General features: G+C 70.9%; 19 protein-coding genes and 2 pseudogenes. 11 read left to right on the top strand and 10 right to left on the bottom strand.

All coding sequences use genetic code 11. From position 1 onward, the window contains the following. Nucleotides 1–10 precede the first annotated feature (10 nt). Nucleotides 11–544, top strand: a complete 534-nt coding sequence (locus ACFY9S_RS30405) for a GNAT family N-acetyltransferase (protein WP_391134486.1) — start codon at nucleotides 11–13, stop codon at nucleotides 542–544. 26 nt (nucleotides 545–570) lie between these two features. On the opposite strand, the pseudogene ACFY9S_RS30400 reads toward ACFY9S_RS30405, so the two are convergent. Beyond that, a pseudogene (locus ACFY9S_RS30400) lies at nucleotides 571–741 on the bottom strand (TetR/AcrR family transcriptional regulator); the annotation flags it as partial. Between ACFY9S_RS30400 and ACFY9S_RS30395 the strand changes: the two are divergent. Further along, nucleotides 716–889, top strand: a pseudogene (locus tag ACFY9S_RS30395) (NAD(P)-dependent oxidoreductase); the annotation flags it as partial. The pseudogenes ACFY9S_RS30400 and ACFY9S_RS30395 sit on opposite strands and share 26 nt — an antisense overlap. Before the next feature lie 87 nt (nucleotides 890–976). Here the strand turns inward: ACFY9S_RS30395 and ACFY9S_RS30390 are convergent. Further along, entirely contained in the window at nucleotides 977–2074 is a 1098-nt protein-coding gene (locus tag ACFY9S_RS30390; protein ID WP_391134483.1) for a barstar family protein, read from the bottom strand. A 173-nt stretch (nucleotides 2075–2247) separates the two neighbouring features. Between ACFY9S_RS30390 and ACFY9S_RS30385 the strand changes: the two genes are divergently transcribed. Together ACFY9S_RS30385 and ACFY9S_RS30380 are read left to right on the top strand one after the other, a co-directional pair. Then, the gene (locus ACFY9S_RS30385; RefSeq protein WP_391134480.1) at nucleotides 2248–2823 is read left to right on the top strand and encodes a dihydrofolate reductase family protein; all 576 of its coding nucleotides are present in this window, start codon (nucleotides 2248–2250) and stop codon (nucleotides 2821–2823) included. 21 nt (nucleotides 2824–2844) lie between these two features. Beyond that, nucleotides 2845–3018: a hypothetical protein gene (locus ACFY9S_RS30380; RefSeq protein ID WP_355835261.1), complete on the top strand. Its 174-nt coding sequence runs from the start codon at nucleotides 2845–2847 to the stop codon at nucleotides 3016–3018. 24 nt (nucleotides 3019–3042) lie between these two features. On the opposite strand, the gene ACFY9S_RS30375 is transcribed toward ACFY9S_RS30380, so the two are convergent. The 3 genes from ACFY9S_RS30375 to ACFY9S_RS30365 form a co-directional block, all read right to left on the bottom strand. Further along, nucleotides 3043–3336 carry a hypothetical protein gene (locus ACFY9S_RS30375; protein ID WP_391134477.1) on the bottom strand — a complete coding sequence of 98 codons (294 nt, stop codon included), beginning with the start codon at nucleotides 3334–3336 and terminating at the stop codon, nucleotides 3043–3045. 32 nt (nucleotides 3337–3368) lie between these two features. Then, nucleotides 3369–4064: a hypothetical protein gene (locus ACFY9S_RS30370; RefSeq protein WP_391134474.1), complete on the bottom strand. Its 696-nt coding sequence runs from the start codon at nucleotides 4062–4064 to the stop codon at nucleotides 3369–3371. Between the two features lie 142 nt (nucleotides 4065–4206). Beyond that, the gene (locus ACFY9S_RS30365) at nucleotides 4207–4974 is read right to left on the bottom strand and encodes a methyltransferase domain-containing protein (RefSeq protein ID WP_391134471.1); all 768 of its coding nucleotides are present in this window, start codon (nucleotides 4972–4974) and stop codon (nucleotides 4207–4209) included. Between the two features lie 656 nt (nucleotides 4975–5630). Between ACFY9S_RS30365 and ACFY9S_RS30360 the strand changes: the two genes are divergently transcribed. Further along, nucleotides 5631–6377, top strand: a complete 747-nt coding sequence (locus ACFY9S_RS30360; protein WP_391134859.1) for a dienelactone hydrolase family protein — start codon at nucleotides 5631–5633, stop codon at nucleotides 6375–6377. A 71-nt stretch (nucleotides 6378–6448) separates the two neighbouring features. Here ACFY9S_RS30360 and ACFY9S_RS30355 read toward each other — a convergent pair whose 3' ends face one another. After that, a complete protein-coding gene (locus ACFY9S_RS30355; RefSeq protein ID WP_391134468.1) occupies nucleotides 6449–6934 on the bottom strand; it encodes a DUF488 family protein in 486 nt (161 codons plus the stop codon). A 69-nt stretch (nucleotides 6935–7003) separates the two neighbouring features. Further along, entirely contained in the window at nucleotides 7004–7399 is a 396-nt protein-coding gene (locus ACFY9S_RS30350) for a Rid family hydrolase (RefSeq protein WP_391134856.1), read from the bottom strand. 136 nt (nucleotides 7400–7535) lie between these two features. Between ACFY9S_RS30350 and ACFY9S_RS30345 the strand changes: the two genes are divergently transcribed. The 3 genes from ACFY9S_RS30345 to ACFY9S_RS30335 all read left to right on the top strand — a co-directional run bounded on the left by ACFY9S_RS30345 (nucleotide 7536) and on the right by ACFY9S_RS30335 (nucleotide 9647). Further along, nucleotides 7536–8504, top strand: a complete 969-nt coding sequence (locus tag ACFY9S_RS30345; protein WP_391134465.1) for a WYL domain-containing protein — start codon at nucleotides 7536–7538, stop codon at nucleotides 8502–8504. 190 nt (nucleotides 8505–8694) lie between these two features. Further along, on the top strand, nucleotides 8695–9216 hold the full coding sequence (locus tag ACFY9S_RS30340; RefSeq protein WP_391134462.1) for a DUF4232 domain-containing protein: 522 nt from the start codon (nucleotides 8695–8697) through the stop codon (nucleotides 9214–9216). A 179-nt stretch (nucleotides 9217–9395) separates the two neighbouring features. After that, nucleotides 9396–9647 (top strand): hypothetical protein, encoded by a 252-nt coding sequence (locus ACFY9S_RS30335; protein ID WP_391134459.1) that lies wholly within the window; start codon nucleotides 9396–9398, stop codon nucleotides 9645–9647. 43 nt (nucleotides 9648–9690) lie between these two features. Here the strand turns inward: ACFY9S_RS30335 and ACFY9S_RS30330 are convergent, their stop codons facing one another. Next, a complete protein-coding gene (locus ACFY9S_RS30330) occupies nucleotides 9691–10308 on the bottom strand; it encodes a WHG domain-containing protein (RefSeq protein ID WP_391134456.1) in 618 nt (205 codons plus the stop codon). A 131-nt stretch (nucleotides 10309–10439) separates the two neighbouring features. Here ACFY9S_RS30330 and ACFY9S_RS30325 point away from each other — a divergent pair, with 131 nt between their 5' ends. Beyond that, a complete protein-coding gene (locus ACFY9S_RS30325) occupies nucleotides 10440–11711 on the top strand; it encodes an alpha/beta fold hydrolase (RefSeq protein ID WP_391134853.1) in 1272 nt (423 codons plus the stop codon). A gap of 123 nt (nucleotides 11712–11834) precedes the next feature. Here ACFY9S_RS30325 and ACFY9S_RS30320 read toward each other — a convergent pair whose 3' ends face one another. Continuing rightward, complete coding sequence (locus ACFY9S_RS30320; RefSeq protein ID WP_391134453.1) at nucleotides 11835–12224, bottom strand: hypothetical protein; 390 nt, start codon at nucleotides 12222–12224, stop codon at nucleotides 11835–11837. A 360-nt stretch (nucleotides 12225–12584) separates the two neighbouring features. Between ACFY9S_RS30320 and ACFY9S_RS30315 the strand changes: the two genes are divergently transcribed. Next, a complete protein-coding gene (locus ACFY9S_RS30315; protein ID WP_391134450.1) occupies nucleotides 12585–13340 on the top strand; it encodes a restriction endonuclease in 756 nt (251 codons plus the stop codon). Nucleotides 13341–13590: 250 nt separating this feature from the next. Next, entirely contained in the window at nucleotides 13591–14016 is a 426-nt protein-coding gene (locus ACFY9S_RS30310; RefSeq protein WP_391134447.1) for a DUF6003 family protein, read from the top strand. Nucleotides 14017–14102: 86 nt separating this feature from the next. Here the strand turns inward: ACFY9S_RS30310 and ACFY9S_RS30305 are convergent, their stop codons facing one another. Next, nucleotides 14103–14774, bottom strand: coding sequence for a hypothetical protein (locus tag ACFY9S_RS30305; protein ID WP_391134444.1), 672 nt, complete (start codon nucleotides 14772–14774; stop codon nucleotides 14103–14105). Nucleotides 14775–14835 lie beyond the last annotated feature (61 nt).

Raw genomic sequence — 14835 nt, 5'->3', positions numbered from 1 at the left:
AGATGGGATCATGACCGACATCCGCACACCCCGTCTTCTCCTGCGCCGGTGGCTCGACGACGACCTCGTCCCGCTGTCCGAGATCCACGCCGATCCGGTGGTGATGCAGCACATCGGCGACGGCACGCCGCGCTCCACGGAGCAGACCGCCCAGGACATCGAGACCTGGGAGGAGGAGTGGGACGAGGAAGGATTCGGGATGTTCGCCGTCGAACTCCTGGGCTCCGGTGAGCTGGCGGGCGCCGTCGGCCTGTCCGTGGCCGATGCTCCGGCCGGGATCGCCGGTCAGGTGGCGATCAGCTGGCGGCTCGGGCGGGTGTTCTGGGGGCAGGGGTACGCCTCGGAAGCGGCGCAGGCCACCCTGGAGTTCGCCCTGCAGGACCGCGGCCTCGACCGGGTGGTAGCCGTGTGCCGCACGAGCGACAGTGCCTCCGCGAACGTACTCGGCAAGCTCGGCATGGAGCAGGAGGACACAGCAGAGCACCCCGTCACCGGCCATGACCTCGCGGTGTACGGCATCGACCTCACGCAGTACGAGGGGTAGCACCGGCGCGGCCCCCAGCCGGTCGGTCAACGGCCCTTCCCGCGCACGGCCGCGTCGAGGACAGGGCCGAGCTCCCGGGCCACGGTGGTCAGGGCCCGGACGTCACGCTCGGCCCTGGCGAGCAGGATCGCCCCCTCCAAGCTGCTGATCATGAGCGTGGCGAGTGCTCCGGCCCGTTCCTCGGGCACGCCCATCCCGCTTCTGGACGTGTGCCACGCCCTCTACACCGAGACCGTCCGACGGGGCCACGGCGGCGAGGACATGGCGGCCGTCCTGCGCGCTCTGGAGGCCAGGACCGACGGAACACCCGTTGCGGCGGACGGAATCGCCGGCACGTCCGCCTAGGCTGGGCGGAAACCACGGCTGCTCATGGGCGCACGCGCGCAAGGAGAGCCGCAGTACGGGGCCGGTGAGTTGTGAGCTGACCCGCATTCAGGCGAAGGTGACACGCATCCGGCCCTCGGTCAGGACTTCGAGCACCAGGGAGACCAGGTCGTACGGTTCGCCCTCTGGGTTCAGGACGTGGGAGAGATGTTCGCGGGCGGCTGCGACGTCCCGCCAACGGAGGGTGGCGGGGCCGGTGTACCCGAAATTGCCCCGGAGGCAGTCCTCGAGGGCGTCCACGCAGCCGCCGAAGTATCCTCCCGGCCCGTTGACGGCCTCGCCGAGTGCCAGGTAGAGGCTCGGCTCGTCGGTGATGTGCCGGCCGTCCAGCTCGTACAGCTGTCCCGCCGGACCGTCCCGGTGCTGGAGTCGGCAGCCCCGTTCGCGGACGAGTTCGAGCCAGGCCTCGCGTTGCCGGGTATCCAGGCCGGCCCAGGCGCCGGGGGCTTCCGGCGGGCCAACGAGCCAGCGGTCCCAGACGGGACGGGCGTATCCGGGGACGGGTCTGCCGAGCTCGTCGCCGAGTTCCAGGTCGATCAGATCCGGCCCGTGGGAGGACCGGCGCCACGCACGGACCCTGGGGCGCAGCAGCCGGTCGGTGAGCGGCTCGCCGCTGTCGTCCCGGATCTCCAGCCAGGCCTCGTCCAAATCCAGTGCGCGCCGGGTGCCTTTCGCCAGTGCCTGCCGCAGCCGGTCACCCGGCGAGAGGCCCCGCAGGACGAGCGAGGGAGCGGCCTGCTCTTCCGGCAGGACGCGCGTGAACTCCCGGCACGAGCCCAGCCACCGGTACCCGTCGTGCAGACGGACCGGAGCCCGGTATCCCTCCGGAGGGCCCATGTAGTCGTCCACGCCCGTGAGCACCAGAGCATCCGTTCGCGATCGCTGACCGAGGCTCTCCGCGTCCTCCAGCAGCCAGGGGTCGGTCGTCCTGTCCTCCGGCACCAGCCACACCCGGCATGCGACCCAGCCACGCACCGCCGCACCGTCCGGCACCCAGCCGAAGAGTTCGTAGGTCGCGCGCCTGGGTTCCCTGAACAGTCCCTCCACCTCGGCACAGACCCCCCAGATGTGGCCGTGCTCCGACTCCGTCAGGGCGTACCGCCCCTGACCGCCGTGTCCCCTGCCTCCATGCACGGTGGGAATCATGCCCTGATCAGGTCCCTCTGTCTCCGCCTTTCGAGCGGTTGTGGGCCACGTGTGGTGGGCAGAGCGATGAGTTTCGGGAGCGCGTCGGGTCCATGGGTGCGACGGTCACCGAAACGCATCCCAAGAAGACCGCCCGTCCGTCCCGCCGGTCGACCGCACGCGAGGAGAGCCACATGGCCGCCACCTACACCTTCGACGTCTTCTCCAGCCTCGACGGCTACGGCGCCGCCGGCGCCGACTGGACCGGCTACTGGGGCAAGCAAGGCCCCGAGCTGCTCGACCACCGCCTCGCCCTCTACGGCGAGGAGCAGCGGATGGTCTTCGGGGCCAACACGTACCGGGCCTTCGCACAGATGCTGGCTGCGAGCACCGAGGAATCCGACGTGCGCGACCCATGGGTCACGCGGATGCGGAACCTGCCGGCGACGGTGGTGTCGAGGACGTTGGAAGGTCCCCTCGACTGGCCCGACGCGACGGTCGTGAGCGGTGACGCCGTCGAGGTCGTCGCCCGGCTCAAGGAGGAGTCCGCGGTGCCGTTGCGCTCCCACGGCAGCCTGTCGCTGAACCGCGCGCTGATGGCGGCCGGACTGGTGGACCGCCTGCAGGTGACGCTCTTCCCCGTCATCACCGGCCGGACCGGGCTGGACCGGATCTTCCAGGACGCGGCGGACTTCGACCTGGAGCTGGTCGGGAACCGGACGCTCGACGGTCACATCCAAGAGCTGGTCTACCGCCCCACCCTCCACTGACCGCCCGGTAGCCTCGCGCTCATGGACCGACTGCCCGCGAGCGTGGACCACGACATCCTGGCGCACCGGAGCATCGCCGCGATCGCGACGATCCGCGAGACGTTCGGCTGCACGATTCACCAGGCACTCGACGCCTACGCCCAACGGTACGAGGAACTCCGCCGCGACCGCCCGGGCGACTTCCGTCCGTCCTAGGTGTGCTGTGCCGTGACAGCACGCCTAGGCGTTGGCGTGGCGACGCCAAGCCGGCCTGCGGGGAGCGGCGTGGTGCACGGGCTCGGCCGAGTGGTCGGCCCGCTGACGCCTCAGCCAGATCGACGTCATGCCCAGCAGCGCGGCGAAGACCACCAGGAACACCACGGAAATCCACATCTGCCTGCTGCCGGGGTCGTCCCACCCGGCCGACCCGGCCGACACGGCCCACAGGGCGGCGCCCCCGGCGTAGAACGTGCGCATCCGGCGCAGCTGCCGCAGGGCTCGTACGGATTCGGCGTGATCGGTTTCGGTAGCCATGCCGACGCAGGTACCCCGATCCGTGCCGCCTATCAGCCCTCGCCGATTTCCCGCATCGTGTCGACGAGGTACGGCTCGTCGAGGCGGGCGTCGTCGGCACGGTCGCGCACCTCGGTCAGGAGCCAGCTCAGCAGCTCGGCGGAGGCGTCGTACTCGTCGTAGAAGCCCATGCGCAGCTCGGTGATCTCGTACTCGACCAGCACGTCGTCGACGAGTTCGGCCAGTTGCGTGTCGGCCGTCTCGGTGCGGGTGTCGGTCCAGATGTCCAGCCAGGGGCGCAGGGCACCGGTGGCCACGGTGATGAGGCTGAGGATCTCCCTGATGGAGACGGGACCGGGACGGGCGTGCAGGGCAGCTTGCCACCAAGCGGCCCAGACCTCGTGAAGTGCGCTGGTCAGCGGCGCGTCCCAGGTGGTCCACCCCGCTGCGACCAGGCGCGATGCGATGAGGTTCTCGTCGACATGGAGCCTGCCGGTGACGGCGAGGCGGACGATGCGTGGGGCGAGGCGACGGTAGAGACGCGGGAAGTCGTCCCAGTGGCTGGGGACCTCCGCCGCGACGGCGGACAGCAGGTCGTCGGCTATCAGGTCGAGCGGTCCGGAGAGCGCGGCCAGGTCCTGGTCGCCGTAGCAGTGAGTGCATCCGGTGACGGCGAAGGGCCCTTCAGAGGCGAAGGCGCGATCGAGGGCGTCGAGCGCTGTCGCGAGCTGTTGCCGGTGGCGAGACATGGCGACCTGCCGGGGGGACTCCGACCGGATGACCGGCGAAGATCGCAGGCTATCAGCTGTGCTCTTCCGTCCCCCGGGTTCTGCGACGGACTCGGCCCAGGGGGCGGGCGTCCGGGCGGCCAGGCCGAAGGTGGTGCCGTGATCAGTCCTCGTGGCGCCGACGCGCGAGATGGACGGTGAGGTCGGCGGTCATCTCGACCGTGTCCGGGAGGACCTGCCTGATCCGGCTGAACGCCTGCTCTCGCGCCGAGGCCGGCAGGACGAGATAGGCCGAGACGGTCGAAAGGTGCCCGACGTAGTCGTGGGCGGTCATCGTCACCTGCCGCTCGATCACGGCCTGTCGGACGTCGGTGAACCACTCGGACCGTTGCAGCTCGCTGCCGGGCCACTGCATCTCATGATCCGGAGGGGTCCCGTCGGGGGACGGAATCTCGTCGCTCTCCAGGAACGGTGCCCTCGCCGCGCCAACGGCTTCCTGCACGGCCGCGTCGGCCGGTCGGAACGGCCCGCCGAACGAGGCGAACACGCCCCCCGGCTCCAGTAGCGCGGCGATGCGTGGCCACCGGCCCTCCGGGTTCGTCCAGTGCAGCGCTGCCGCCGCGTAGACCAGCCCGTACCGCTCCCCCGGCCGCAGGTCCTCGAACGCGGCTCGCACCGTTGCGACGTTCGCCGGCACGTGCTTGCGCAGCTCGGCGAGCATGGACCCGTCGGGCTCGGTCGCGGTGACCGCGATTCCCTGTTGAGCGAACAGCCGGGTTGCCTTGCCCGTCCCGGCACCGATCTCGAGGGCAGTGGGGACCGGACGGCCCGCGTACGCCATCACCATCGCGAACAGTTCCACGGGGTACCCCGGCCGGAACCGCTCGTAGGCTTCCGCGACCCCTCCGAAGCTCAGCGCACGACCAGACATGCCGAGCATCCTGGCACACCGCCTTCCGGGGACGAGCGCCCGGGGAGACCCGCCGCGTTCGGGCTCAACGCGGCTGAGGAGCCCCGGGTGTGGTGCTCCAGCAAGCGAGTGAGCAGCAGCACGAACTGGTCGCGTTCGGCCCGGCTCAGTGGTGCGAGGAGTTGGTCCTGGAGGTCGTCCAGGACCTCGTCCAGGCGGCGTAGGTGGCGGCCCCGGGTGGAGTGATGACGTTGCGGCGCCGGTCGCCGGGATCCGGCGCCCGCTCGACGAGGTCGCGCCCGGCCGGTTCGTTCAGCACCCCGACCATGTCGCTGCGGTGATGCCGGAGCGTCCGCTCAGCTCCGCCTGGCCGGTCGGCCCGTACTCCTGCAGCGGGGCGAGCACGGCGCAGTGCCACTTGCGGGCGTCGGCCCGGGTCAACCCGTCGGCGATCAGCCGGTCCGACCGCGTGGTCAGGTGCGACAGCAGTCGGCGGCCCGCCGACGCAGCCGGTCGGGCGTCTTGAGCGCGCCGTCATCAGGCAGGTCGGCGGCTGCTGCGGCTCTGATCACGGCCCCGACCCTGTCCGTTGTATTGGTCCCACTGACGATGTACGTTCGCCGAGCCAGGAACGTTAGTGCCACTAACGCCAGTTGAGCTTTCACGACGGGACGATGTTGCCCACCCAGACACTGCTGATCCCCACCGAGGACGGCCGGGCCGACGCCTTCGCCGCCCATCCCGACGACGGCGAACGGCACCCCGGGGTGCTGATGTACCCGGACGGCTTCGGCATCCGGCCCGTGCTGCGGGAGATGGCCTGCGAACTCGCGGGGCACGGGTACTACGTGCTTGTCCCCAACGTCTTCTACCGGCACGGCCCGGCACCGCTGATCGAACTCCCCGAGCACATCGGAGAAGAGGTCCGGCCCGCGGTCTTCGCCCGGCTGATGCCCATGATCGAGGCGCACGGCACCGAACGAGTCCTGCGAGACGCCGAGGCCTACCTCCAGTTCCTCACCACCCGGCCCGAGGTCGGGGCCGGACCGGTCGCGGTGACCGGCTACTGCATCGGCGGACTCCTGGCGATGCGCACCGCCGCGGCCCACCCCGACCGGGTGGCCGCCGTCGCCGGGTTCCACGGGCCCGTCGCGGTCGACGGGCCCGAAGGGCTGCACCGCCTCCTGTCCGGGCTCACCGCCGAGGTCCATCTCGGCCATGCCGAGTCCGACCTGACGCCCGAGGGTCTCGGCGAGCTCAACCGTGCGCTGGATGCCGCAGGTGTCACCTACATCTCCGAGATCTATCCCGGCACGGTCCACGGCTTCACGATGTCCGACACCGACGCCTTCGATCCCTCCGCACTCCAACGCCACTGGGACGACCTGCTTCCCCTCCTCGGACGCACCCTGACCGGTGGCTGACACCCGGTCGACGTCGCGGGCAGGGCACGGGCCGGGCTCATGAAGCCCACCCCGTCGGCACCCGGCTCGCCTCACCACGGGCGCAGGTGCTCGACCGTGACGTGGTGCCGCTCGGCCAGTCGCCTGGCGATCAGCGAGCGGTGGCATGCTCCCGGATCGCTCTCGACGCAGAACAGCGCCGCGGTGCCGCCGTCGAGCAGCACCGACAGGATCGGTGTGAGGTCGGCATGGTCGAGGATCTCGGCGGTGTAGCGGCGGGTGTACTCGGCGGCGAGTTCGCGGCGGGAGCGCTTGCCGACCCCCTGGCGGTCGTCCTCGGCGTACTGGAGGTGGCGCAGTTCGGTGGTCGGGGCGAGCTCGGGGTGATGCTCGTAGGCGATCCCGGCGTGGGCGAGGGCCGCTTGCAGCCGCAGTGAGTTCGCCCAGGCGTACTCGGGTCCGCGGACGCCGCGGCGCTGACGTACGTCGAGCAGGCGGCGGACGTCGGCGTGCCGCAGTCGGCGCAGGAACGAGGCGCGGTCGAAGCCGTAGACGCCGATCGTCACCATTTTGAGCATCGGCCCACCCATCTGCTCACTGCTCGTGCCGGTGCGGCCGGCACGAGCAGCACAAGCGGCGAGGTCGCATCACGCGACGGCGGTCCCCTCAAGTTCCACCATCAGGCCCGGGACGGCCAACCGTGTCACCCCGAGCATCGTGGTGGGCGGTGCCACCCCGGCGGCGCCCAGCCGCGACGCCAGCACGCCGTAGTGCGGGAAGAGAAGATCGACGTCGGTGGTGTAGACGTTGAGCCGGACGAGGTTCGCGAGGGACATGCCGGCCTTGCCGAGCACGGCCTCCAGGTTGTCGAGGCTGAGCGCCAGCTGCGCGGCCATGTCACCGTCGTGCCGGGGCTCGCCGTCGCCGCTCATCGCGGTCTGTCCGGAGCAGTACAGGGTCCGGGTGTGCCCGGAGACGACCTCACCCTGGTTGAACCCCATCTCGGCCGACCACGTCACCGGGTTGACCGGCGTTCTTTCCACTGCCACATCCGCTCCATTCGGGTCATGGGGAGTGCGTACGTCCAACGGCGCGGTTGCCACCGTCGTCGACGTCGCTGCTGAAGAGCCTTCCAACGAATCACGACACCCTTGGTCATGTATTCGTTAAGGTCCTCGCATGCGCGCTGATCGGCTGGTCTCGCTGGTGCTGCTGCTGCGTCAGCGCGGTCGGCTGACCGCGGACACGCTGGCCCGCGAACTGGAGGTGTCCACCCGCACGGTGCTGCGCGACATCGAGGCGCTGTCCGCGGCCGGCGTCCCGGTCTACGCCGAACGCGGCCGGCACGGCGGGTTCGCGCTGCTGCCCGGTTTCCGGACCGAGCTCACCGGCCTGAACCACGACGAGGCCCTTGCCCTGCTGACCGCCGGATCGGGGCGCGGCGAGCAGGTGTTCGGCCTCGGCTCGGCCCTCGCGTCGGCCATGCGCAAGGTGGTCGACGCGCTGCCGGAAGGCCATCAGGCCACCGCGAGCGACGCGGCCCGGCGTTTTCTCGTCGAGCCGGAGACCGACCTGCTCTCACGCCGGGTGGTCACCGAGGAGGTCCCCGACGCGACCATGTTCAAGATCCGGCGCGCGGTGCTCGCCGGACACAAGCTGCGCATCCACTACGCGGCCACGGACCAGTCACCGCGGTGGCGGACGGTGGACCCGATAGGCCTGGTCACCGTGCGCGACCGGGGCTACCTGCTGGCCACGAGATCCGGCGCGGACCGCACCTACCGGCTCTCGCGGGTGCTGGCGGCCGAGGAACTCCCCGAACCGGCGCAGCGGCCCGACCGGGTCGATCTGGACCGGATCTGGCGGGAGCGCAGTGCACAGTTCCTGTCCAGCGGCCACATCGCCGTGCTGGTCCGGGTGAACCCGGAGCGTCGGGAAGAACTGCTGAACAGCGCGGTGGCCGTCCGTACCGCGGAGCTCGACACCGACGGCCGGCTGCGGCTGGAGGTGACGTTCCAGGATCTACGGCACGCCGAGTGGGCGCTGTGGCAGCTCGGCACGGACGCGGAAGCCCTCACTCCAGGGGCGTTGCGCACCTCCCTGCGCGACCGCGCCGCCGCGATGGCCGCCCGGTACGCGGACGGTTGAGGGGCCAGTGTCCCTTCGCATCCCGGCATGCCGTTCCAGGCTGCCGGCGTTTGTCCTGGTCAGCACCCGTTCCAGCGTTCCGGCGTCCCGAAGTGACCGGCTGCCGTGGCGGCCGGGACGCATCGCGGAACAGGCTGAGGTCGTCCGAGCGGCTCGCCGGACAACCCACTTCGCACTCTGGAGATCTCGCATGCGCTCGCGCTTCACCGCCCCGTCCGCCCGCCTCGCCCTGGCCGCGCTCGCCGCTGTGGCCGTCACCGCCACCGCGACCGCCTCGGCCACTGCCGACAGCCGAAGCAGCGCCGTGCGGGCCTGCGTGACCAAGGACCTGACCTACAAGGTCAGCTCGAAGACGCAGGCGGGCGGCTACTTCCTCGTCACCGCCAAGGCCAAGTCCGGCGTGACCTGCTACCTGGAAGGCGTCTTCCCCTCCGCCTCCTTCGGCTCCGCCGCCGACACCGAGGTGTCGCCGGCCGAGCACGCTGTCAGCGAGAGGGTCACTCTGTCCGGCTCCACCGCCGCCTACGCCGGCATCAACCCCAAGACCACGAACGACGACCACGGCAGGCAGTTCGACTTCCTCCACCTCGCCGTCGCGGGCGACGAATCAAACGCCGTCACCCTCACGCTCCCCGAGACCGCCACGGTCGACCGGCCCGTCGCCACCAACTGGCACGCCGACCCGGCCGACGCGGTCCCCTTCTCCGGCTGACGCCCGCGGCGGCAGCCGCCCCCGGCCCAGGGACACATCCTCGGCCGGGGGCACGGCCGTTTCCTCGACCGCACAGGGCCGGCCTTGCCGTGTCGGCAAGACCCCGTGCCGCGCGTGCCGCGCGTTGGGCGCGTTGGGCGCGTGGCGAGACTGAGCGTCTGGCCACGCAAGGAGGCCTGATGAGCGCCACCGAAGCGCTCGCGTTTCTGGGACGGCGTCTACGCGGCCCGGTCGGCAGCCGAGACTCCCGGCCCAACGCCCGCCTCACCGAGACGGTTTCGGGGCCGCGGGAGGTCACCGCCGGAATCGACCTCGACCCGGAGACATGGACCGTCGAGCGGGCCGACCCGCCCCACCGTATCGTCGCCGGACCGGACGGGCGCACCGCAGAGGCCACCGACCACGTCGTCCTGATCCATCGCACCGCCTGAACGCCACCGGGGTCCGGGCCCGAGCGCGCCCGCGTCCGCTCCGTCAGGGAGCGGGCTCAGCTCGGCGCAGGCTGGTGAACACCGCAGGGGTCGTCCACCCGCGGAGCGTGGCGTGCATCGTCGACCGGAACGCGGCCTCCGCGGTGGCGGCGTCGAGGGCACCGGCCAGTTCGAGCGTCACGAGTCCGTGCATGGCCGCCCAGACGGACAGAGCGATCGACGTCGCTTCGCCGGCGAGGACGGATTCCGCCACCGCGCGATCGATCGCCGCGAGGAGCGGGCGGATCGGGTCGTCGACACCGACCTCGCCCGACGGGTCGAAGGACTGCACACCGCCGAACAGCACCGTGTACAGGTGGCTGTGGCCGCGCCCCCAGCGACGGTAGGCGACGGCAAGCGCGAAGAGGTCGGCCAGAGGATCCGCGGAGGCCGGCACCGCCGAGACCTCCTGGAACAGGCCGGCGACGGCTCTGTCACGTACCGCGCCGATCAATCCGTCCTTGCCGCCGAACAGGGAGTACACCGCCGTTGTCGACGTCTCGGCAGCGGCGGCCACGGCCCGGACGGTGACCGCTTCCCGCGGACGCGTGGCGAGCATCTCGGTCGCACACGCCACGAGCCGCTCTCTGACGGCGTGGTCGTTCGTTTTCGGCCTACCCACGACCGACAGCCTACCTCCTCTGATAACGTCGTTTTGAAACAGCGTTATCAAACCCATGGAGGTCCGTCGTGCCCATGTCCGTCCCACGTCTCGTCCGCGCCACGGGGCGCTTATTGCCGGCCTTGGCCGCCGTGGCGGCTCTGGTCGTCCTCTTCGTCGCACTGATCGCCCTCACCGACGGGGCAGGCTCGGGCTGGGCCGCATGGCTGACGGCCCTTGGGGTCGGGGCAGCCCTCGCGATATGGCGGGGGCGGCGCCGCAGCCGCCGGGCGCGGTCGCTGACCTTCTTGCCGGTGGTCGTCGCGGCGGCCTTGACGGCGACGGTCTGCGTCCCGACCGTACCGACGACACGGCAGCACCCGCCCGCCCTGCCGTTCGTCGCGACGCAGCACTGGAGCCTGGCCACGGGCAGCCGGGTCGCGGTGTACCACTACCCGCCCGCGGACACCGGCCCCCGGCGCCCCGTCCCGCTCGTGTACATCAACGGCGGCCCGGTGCGGGGCATTTCGGTGCTCGACCACCGGTTCCTCCAGCTCCTGGCCCGCCGGGGCCACGACGTCTACGCCTACGAACAGGCCGGCGGTGGCCGGAGTGACCTGCTGCCCATGGACCAGTACTCGATCTCCAGGTCGGTCCGTGACCTCGGCGCCTTCGTGGACCGCCTGGACAAGGGCGAAGTCGATGTTCTCGGGTTCTCCTCAGGCGGAGTCGTGCTGACCCGAGCCCTGGCGGAGCCGAGCGTCGCCGCACGCCTGCACCGGGCGGTCATCGCCGATCCCGGGCCGATGGACGGGCCCACCGCGCGCATCACGGGGCCCAAGGGACGGAAGTCCGCACGGAACCTGGCACCGACCATGACCGGACCGCGCTCGACGCACCTCCCCCGGTACGCCGTGGCGTTCGGTCTCATGCGACTCGGACTGCTGTCCCCCGACACCGGATTGATCGGGCAGGCCGAGGGCGACAACGCCTTCACCGCCGCCGACCTCGGCAGCGACACGGCGTCCGCCTACTGCGCGCGCGACGCCCACCGCATCCCCGTCGAGGACACCGCCCAGAACTTCTCGTTCAGCGCCGCCGCCAGCCTCCGGGTCCAGCAGACGATCAGGGATTCGCCCTCCATCGCGCCGCGGCTCGAGCGGTCCCGGACCCCCGCGATGCTGATGATCGCCGAGTGCTCCTCACAGGTCCGCCGATGGGCGACCGAGATCCTCGCCAAAGACCCCGCCGTCCAGCGGACGCACGTCATGCCGGGGGTCGGACACCACATGTGGAACGGCCTGGACGACAACGATGACCGTGCCGCCGCCGTCATCACCGCCTTCCTTCAGGACAAGCCGGCACCACTGCCGAACCGTCCGACTCGCGACGAGATCCCCGCTTTCCTGCGCGACCACAAGTGAGAGTGCGCAGCCCGTCGGTGCGCTCGGGATCATCACCGAGGACGCCCTGGACCCCCATCACATCCTCGCCCCCGGCGTCCCGATCGACTGACCGGCTGCTTCGGCTCCGACGCGGGTCGGCGGTCACGCGAGCCAGAGCGAGCCGCGCCGATGACGCGCCGGCACGATGTCCATCGTGTCCACCGCGCGGAGCGCGAGTTCGTCGGCGGTGGAATTCACCATCCGCAGGAGAGCGCCTACTTGGGCTCGCAGCCGCTGCCGCGCCCGGCGTTCCTCCGTCGCTGACCACTCGGCCACCGAGCGGTCCCGCTGATGCCGGGGGAACGAGTAGATCGCAACTGTCCTGCGGACCTTGCGAGGTTGGGGCCGTCTGGACTGTCGTACGGCATCGGTGAGGGTGCGCGCGCTGTACCTGAGGTCGTAGAGGATCACGGAGCGCCAGGGATCTCCTGGCGAGCGGTCGGGTGCGCTGCGGCTGCGTGAAGCGGGCAGGTGGTGGGCGGTGCGGGTCACGGGACTCCGATCGCAGCAACCGCCAGGTATCTCCTGGCGGGCTACCTGAAGCCCGTCGGCCCTGTCGAACGCACGTTTCCCATGCGGATGACCCTATCTCCCCGCCTCCGTACGTGCAGGGTCGCTGCGACTTTTCCTGGCGCCGCTTGCCGAGGGGTCGGGAGCCCCGGCCGAAACGGCCCGCCGCCCGTTCCGCGAGCCGGCTGCCGCGACGGCGTCGGGGCACGGATGCTCGGCCTCTACACGCCGCACGGGGTCCGTGAGCGAGCGGACCGCGGGGCGCTGGTGGCGGTGAAGCCGGTGATCTCGGGAACACGGTGGGAGTGATCTTGCTGTTGGTCCCACAGGAGGGGGGATGTCGTGACAGTGCCTCCACAGCGCACTCCGTTCGTGAGGCGCCGCCGGTACGGGTTCGATCTCCGGTCGACGGCTTTGTTCTTCGTGTTTCTCGCAGTGGCCGTGAGTGTCCTGGGCCTGGCCGCCCGCGTGGCGGCGAGCACCGTCGAGCAGCGTCCTGCCTGGGTGTTCGTCCTGGTGGTGACAGGTGTCGCGGGTTGTCTGGGCCTACGGCGCCGGGTGCGCGTCGCGGGAGTGGCACGCCGGGCCGCCGCAGCACTCGACGAGGCGGCCAGGGAGGCGGCCGAGGAGTTGGAGGCTCCGGCGGTCCCCCGTCAGCGGGCGACCGCCGAGACCGTCGTCGACTACGACGCCCTGACACCGGAGGAGTTCGAGGAAGCGATCGCGGCACTCTGCGAACGGGACGGCTGCTCGGGTGTCGACGTCGTGGGAGGCGCCGGGGACTTGGGTGCCGACGTCGTGGCTGCGACGTCCGACGGGCGCCGCGTCGTCATCCAGTGCAAGCAGTACGGCGAGTCCCACCGGGTCGGCTCACAGGATCTGCAGCGTTTCGGCGGTACGTGCTTCAGCGTGCACGAGGCCGACATAGCCGTGCTGGTCAGCACGAGTGACTTCACAGCGCCGGCGATGGAGTACGCCGGGCAGTGCGGGATCGTGTGCGTGGACCGGGAGACGCTGGAGGCCTGGACGGACGGCACGGGTCCCCGGCCATGGGAAGCGGCCCCGAGCGGCGGGGGGCGTGGCAGTCTTGCGCGGTGATCCCTGGGCCGGCACCTCTCAGCCAGGACGAGGTGGACTGGACCCCCGCCCGCCGGCCGACGAGTCCAGGGACGTGCTCGTCCTCGCCTCGTCCATGGAAACCCACCTCACCGAGACCCGGCGTCGCGCCGCCGCCCCCGAGTGAGCGCGCGTATCCGGAGGACTTCCCTGTCGGTGGTGATCGGGCGGTATTCCGGGCGCGGCGGGGTAATGGGATGTCGATCAGCACCCTGGTGAGAAGGAGCCGAGGATGACCGACGACGCCTACCTGTTCCTGCTTGACGACGCGTCCGCGCAACTCGGTGTGGTTCCGGCGGCCGTCGGTGACCTCGCGTGCATGGAGACTCCCGCGGTGCGCGCCTGGCTCGACGCTCAGGGAAGCACACCGACCTCGCCGCACCTGCGTCTGCTGCCGCCGGAGGAGAGGGCGGCCGTGCCCGAGGGAGCGGAACGGCTGCCCGTCCCGCTGAGCGAGGAGGAGCTGAACCGCCTCCGCCACCGGATGGCACCGGAGCCGCTGGCCCGGGTCGAGGAGGAACTGCTCGCCTACCGCGACTGCGCGGGCGGCCGGGACGGCCTGATCGGACGAGCGCTGGCCGCCGGTGTGGCACCGCACCGCATCGTCGAACTGACCGGGGTGGATCCCGCCACGGTGACCGCCGCCGCGAGCAGTTGACGATGCCGCGGGCACCCCGTCGGACGCGAGCCGTCTGACGGGTCCGGTTCGTCACCGTGCCTGGCTGCCGAGGCGGGCCCGCCCGATCAGCGGCTGCGGGTGAAGACCTCGCCCTGGGTGGAGCCGCCGGCGCACAGCTTCTTCTCGTCGGCCGTCATCTTGCGGGACTTGACCACGACCGCGCTGTGCTTGCCGTCCGTGCCGTTCGGGGCCGGGCCGGTGACGGTGTCGGGCACGAACCAGTAGTAGTGGTCCCACTTCCGGTCGTCGTAGTGGGTCTGCCATGTGCCGGATATCTGCTGCATGACCTGGGCGCGGGAGATCCAGCCCACTTCTCCCGGCTTCACGGTGACGGTGAAGGAACTCGTCTCCGTGCGGGAGCTCTGCCAGGTGTAGTTGTAGGTCGCGGTCACACTGGCCGTGATGATGCCCTCGATACCGCCGCCCACGGTGACCGAGCCACCCACCGAGTGGGACGAGCCGACGGTGTCGGCCCATGACATCGACTGGGATGCGGGCGAGTCGGTGCAGTTGAAGAGCAGATCGGAGACCTGGCGGGGCTCACCGAGGTAGGCCTTGCCCAGCTGCGGTGCATTGAAGCTGCACTTGCCTTCTCCGGAAGCGCAGTCGGCGAGGATCTGTTCCGCGGTGGGCTGTTCCTCGGCGGCGGCCGGGACCGCCGTCGCGATCACCCCGAGTGCGGTCGCCGCCAGCGCGAGCGTACGGCTGCCGTACCGCAGGGCGTGGTTCATCGTCATCGTCGGTGCCTCTCACCAGTGCGTGGGGGGGATGTGACCACAACGGCCCTTGTTCTGGCAG

Origin of the sequence: Streptomyces sp. NPDC012474, from assembly GCF_042955185.1 — a bacterium.
Lineage (GTDB): Bacteria > Actinomycetota > Actinomycetes > Streptomycetales > Streptomycetaceae > Streptomyces > Streptomyces cahuitamycinicus.
Note: the sequence above shows the minus strand (reverse complement) of the source record. Positions and strands in the feature narration are given on the sequence as shown.

What these genes read in the sequence shown, in the direction of transcription:
- ACFY9S_RS30340 (WP_391134462.1), top strand. Translation starts at nt 8,695, where the DNA reads ATGCGCTCGCGCTTCACCGCCCCGTCCGCCCGCCTCGCCCTGGCCGCG.
- ACFY9S_RS30375 (WP_391134477.1), bottom strand. Translation starts at nt 3,336, where the DNA reads ATGGCTACCGAAACCGATCACGCCGAATCCGTACGAGCCCTGCGGCAG.
- ACFY9S_RS30370 (WP_391134474.1), bottom strand. Translation starts at nt 4,064, where the DNA reads ATGTCTCGCCACCGGCAACAGCTCGCGACAGCGCTCGACGCCCTCGAT.
- ACFY9S_RS30310 (WP_391134447.1), top strand. Translation starts at nt 13,591, where the DNA reads ATGACCGACGACGCCTACCTGTTCCTGCTTGACGACGCGTCCGCGCAA.
- ACFY9S_RS30355 (WP_391134468.1), bottom strand. Translation starts at nt 6,934, where the DNA reads ATGCTCAAAATGGTGACGATCGGCGTCTACGGCTTCGACCGCGCCTCG.
- ACFY9S_RS30335 (WP_391134459.1), top strand. Translation starts at nt 9,396, where the DNA reads ATGAGCGCCACCGAAGCGCTCGCGTTTCTGGGACGGCGTCTACGCGGC.
- ACFY9S_RS30405 (WP_391134486.1), top strand. Translation starts at nt 11, where the DNA reads ATGACCGACATCCGCACACCCCGTCTTCTCCTGCGCCGGTGGCTCGAC.
- ACFY9S_RS30345 (WP_391134465.1), top strand. Translation starts at nt 7,536, where the DNA reads ATGCGCGCTGATCGGCTGGTCTCGCTGGTGCTGCTGCTGCGTCAGCGC.
- ACFY9S_RS30385 (WP_391134480.1), top strand. Translation starts at nt 2,248, where the DNA reads ATGGCCGCCACCTACACCTTCGACGTCTTCTCCAGCCTCGACGGCTAC.
- ACFY9S_RS30380 (WP_355835261.1), top strand. Translation starts at nt 2,845, where the DNA reads ATGGACCGACTGCCCGCGAGCGTGGACCACGACATCCTGGCGCACCGG.
- ACFY9S_RS30390 (WP_391134483.1), bottom strand. Translation starts at nt 2,074, where the DNA reads ATGATTCCCACCGTGCATGGAGGCAGGGGACACGGCGGTCAGGGGCGG.
- ACFY9S_RS30365 (WP_391134471.1), bottom strand. Translation starts at nt 4,974, where the DNA reads ATGTCTGGTCGTGCGCTGAGCTTCGGAGGGGTCGCGGAAGCCTACGAG.
- ACFY9S_RS30305 (WP_391134444.1), bottom strand. Translation starts at nt 14,774, where the DNA reads ATGACGATGAACCACGCCCTGCGGTACGGCAGCCGTACGCTCGCGCTG.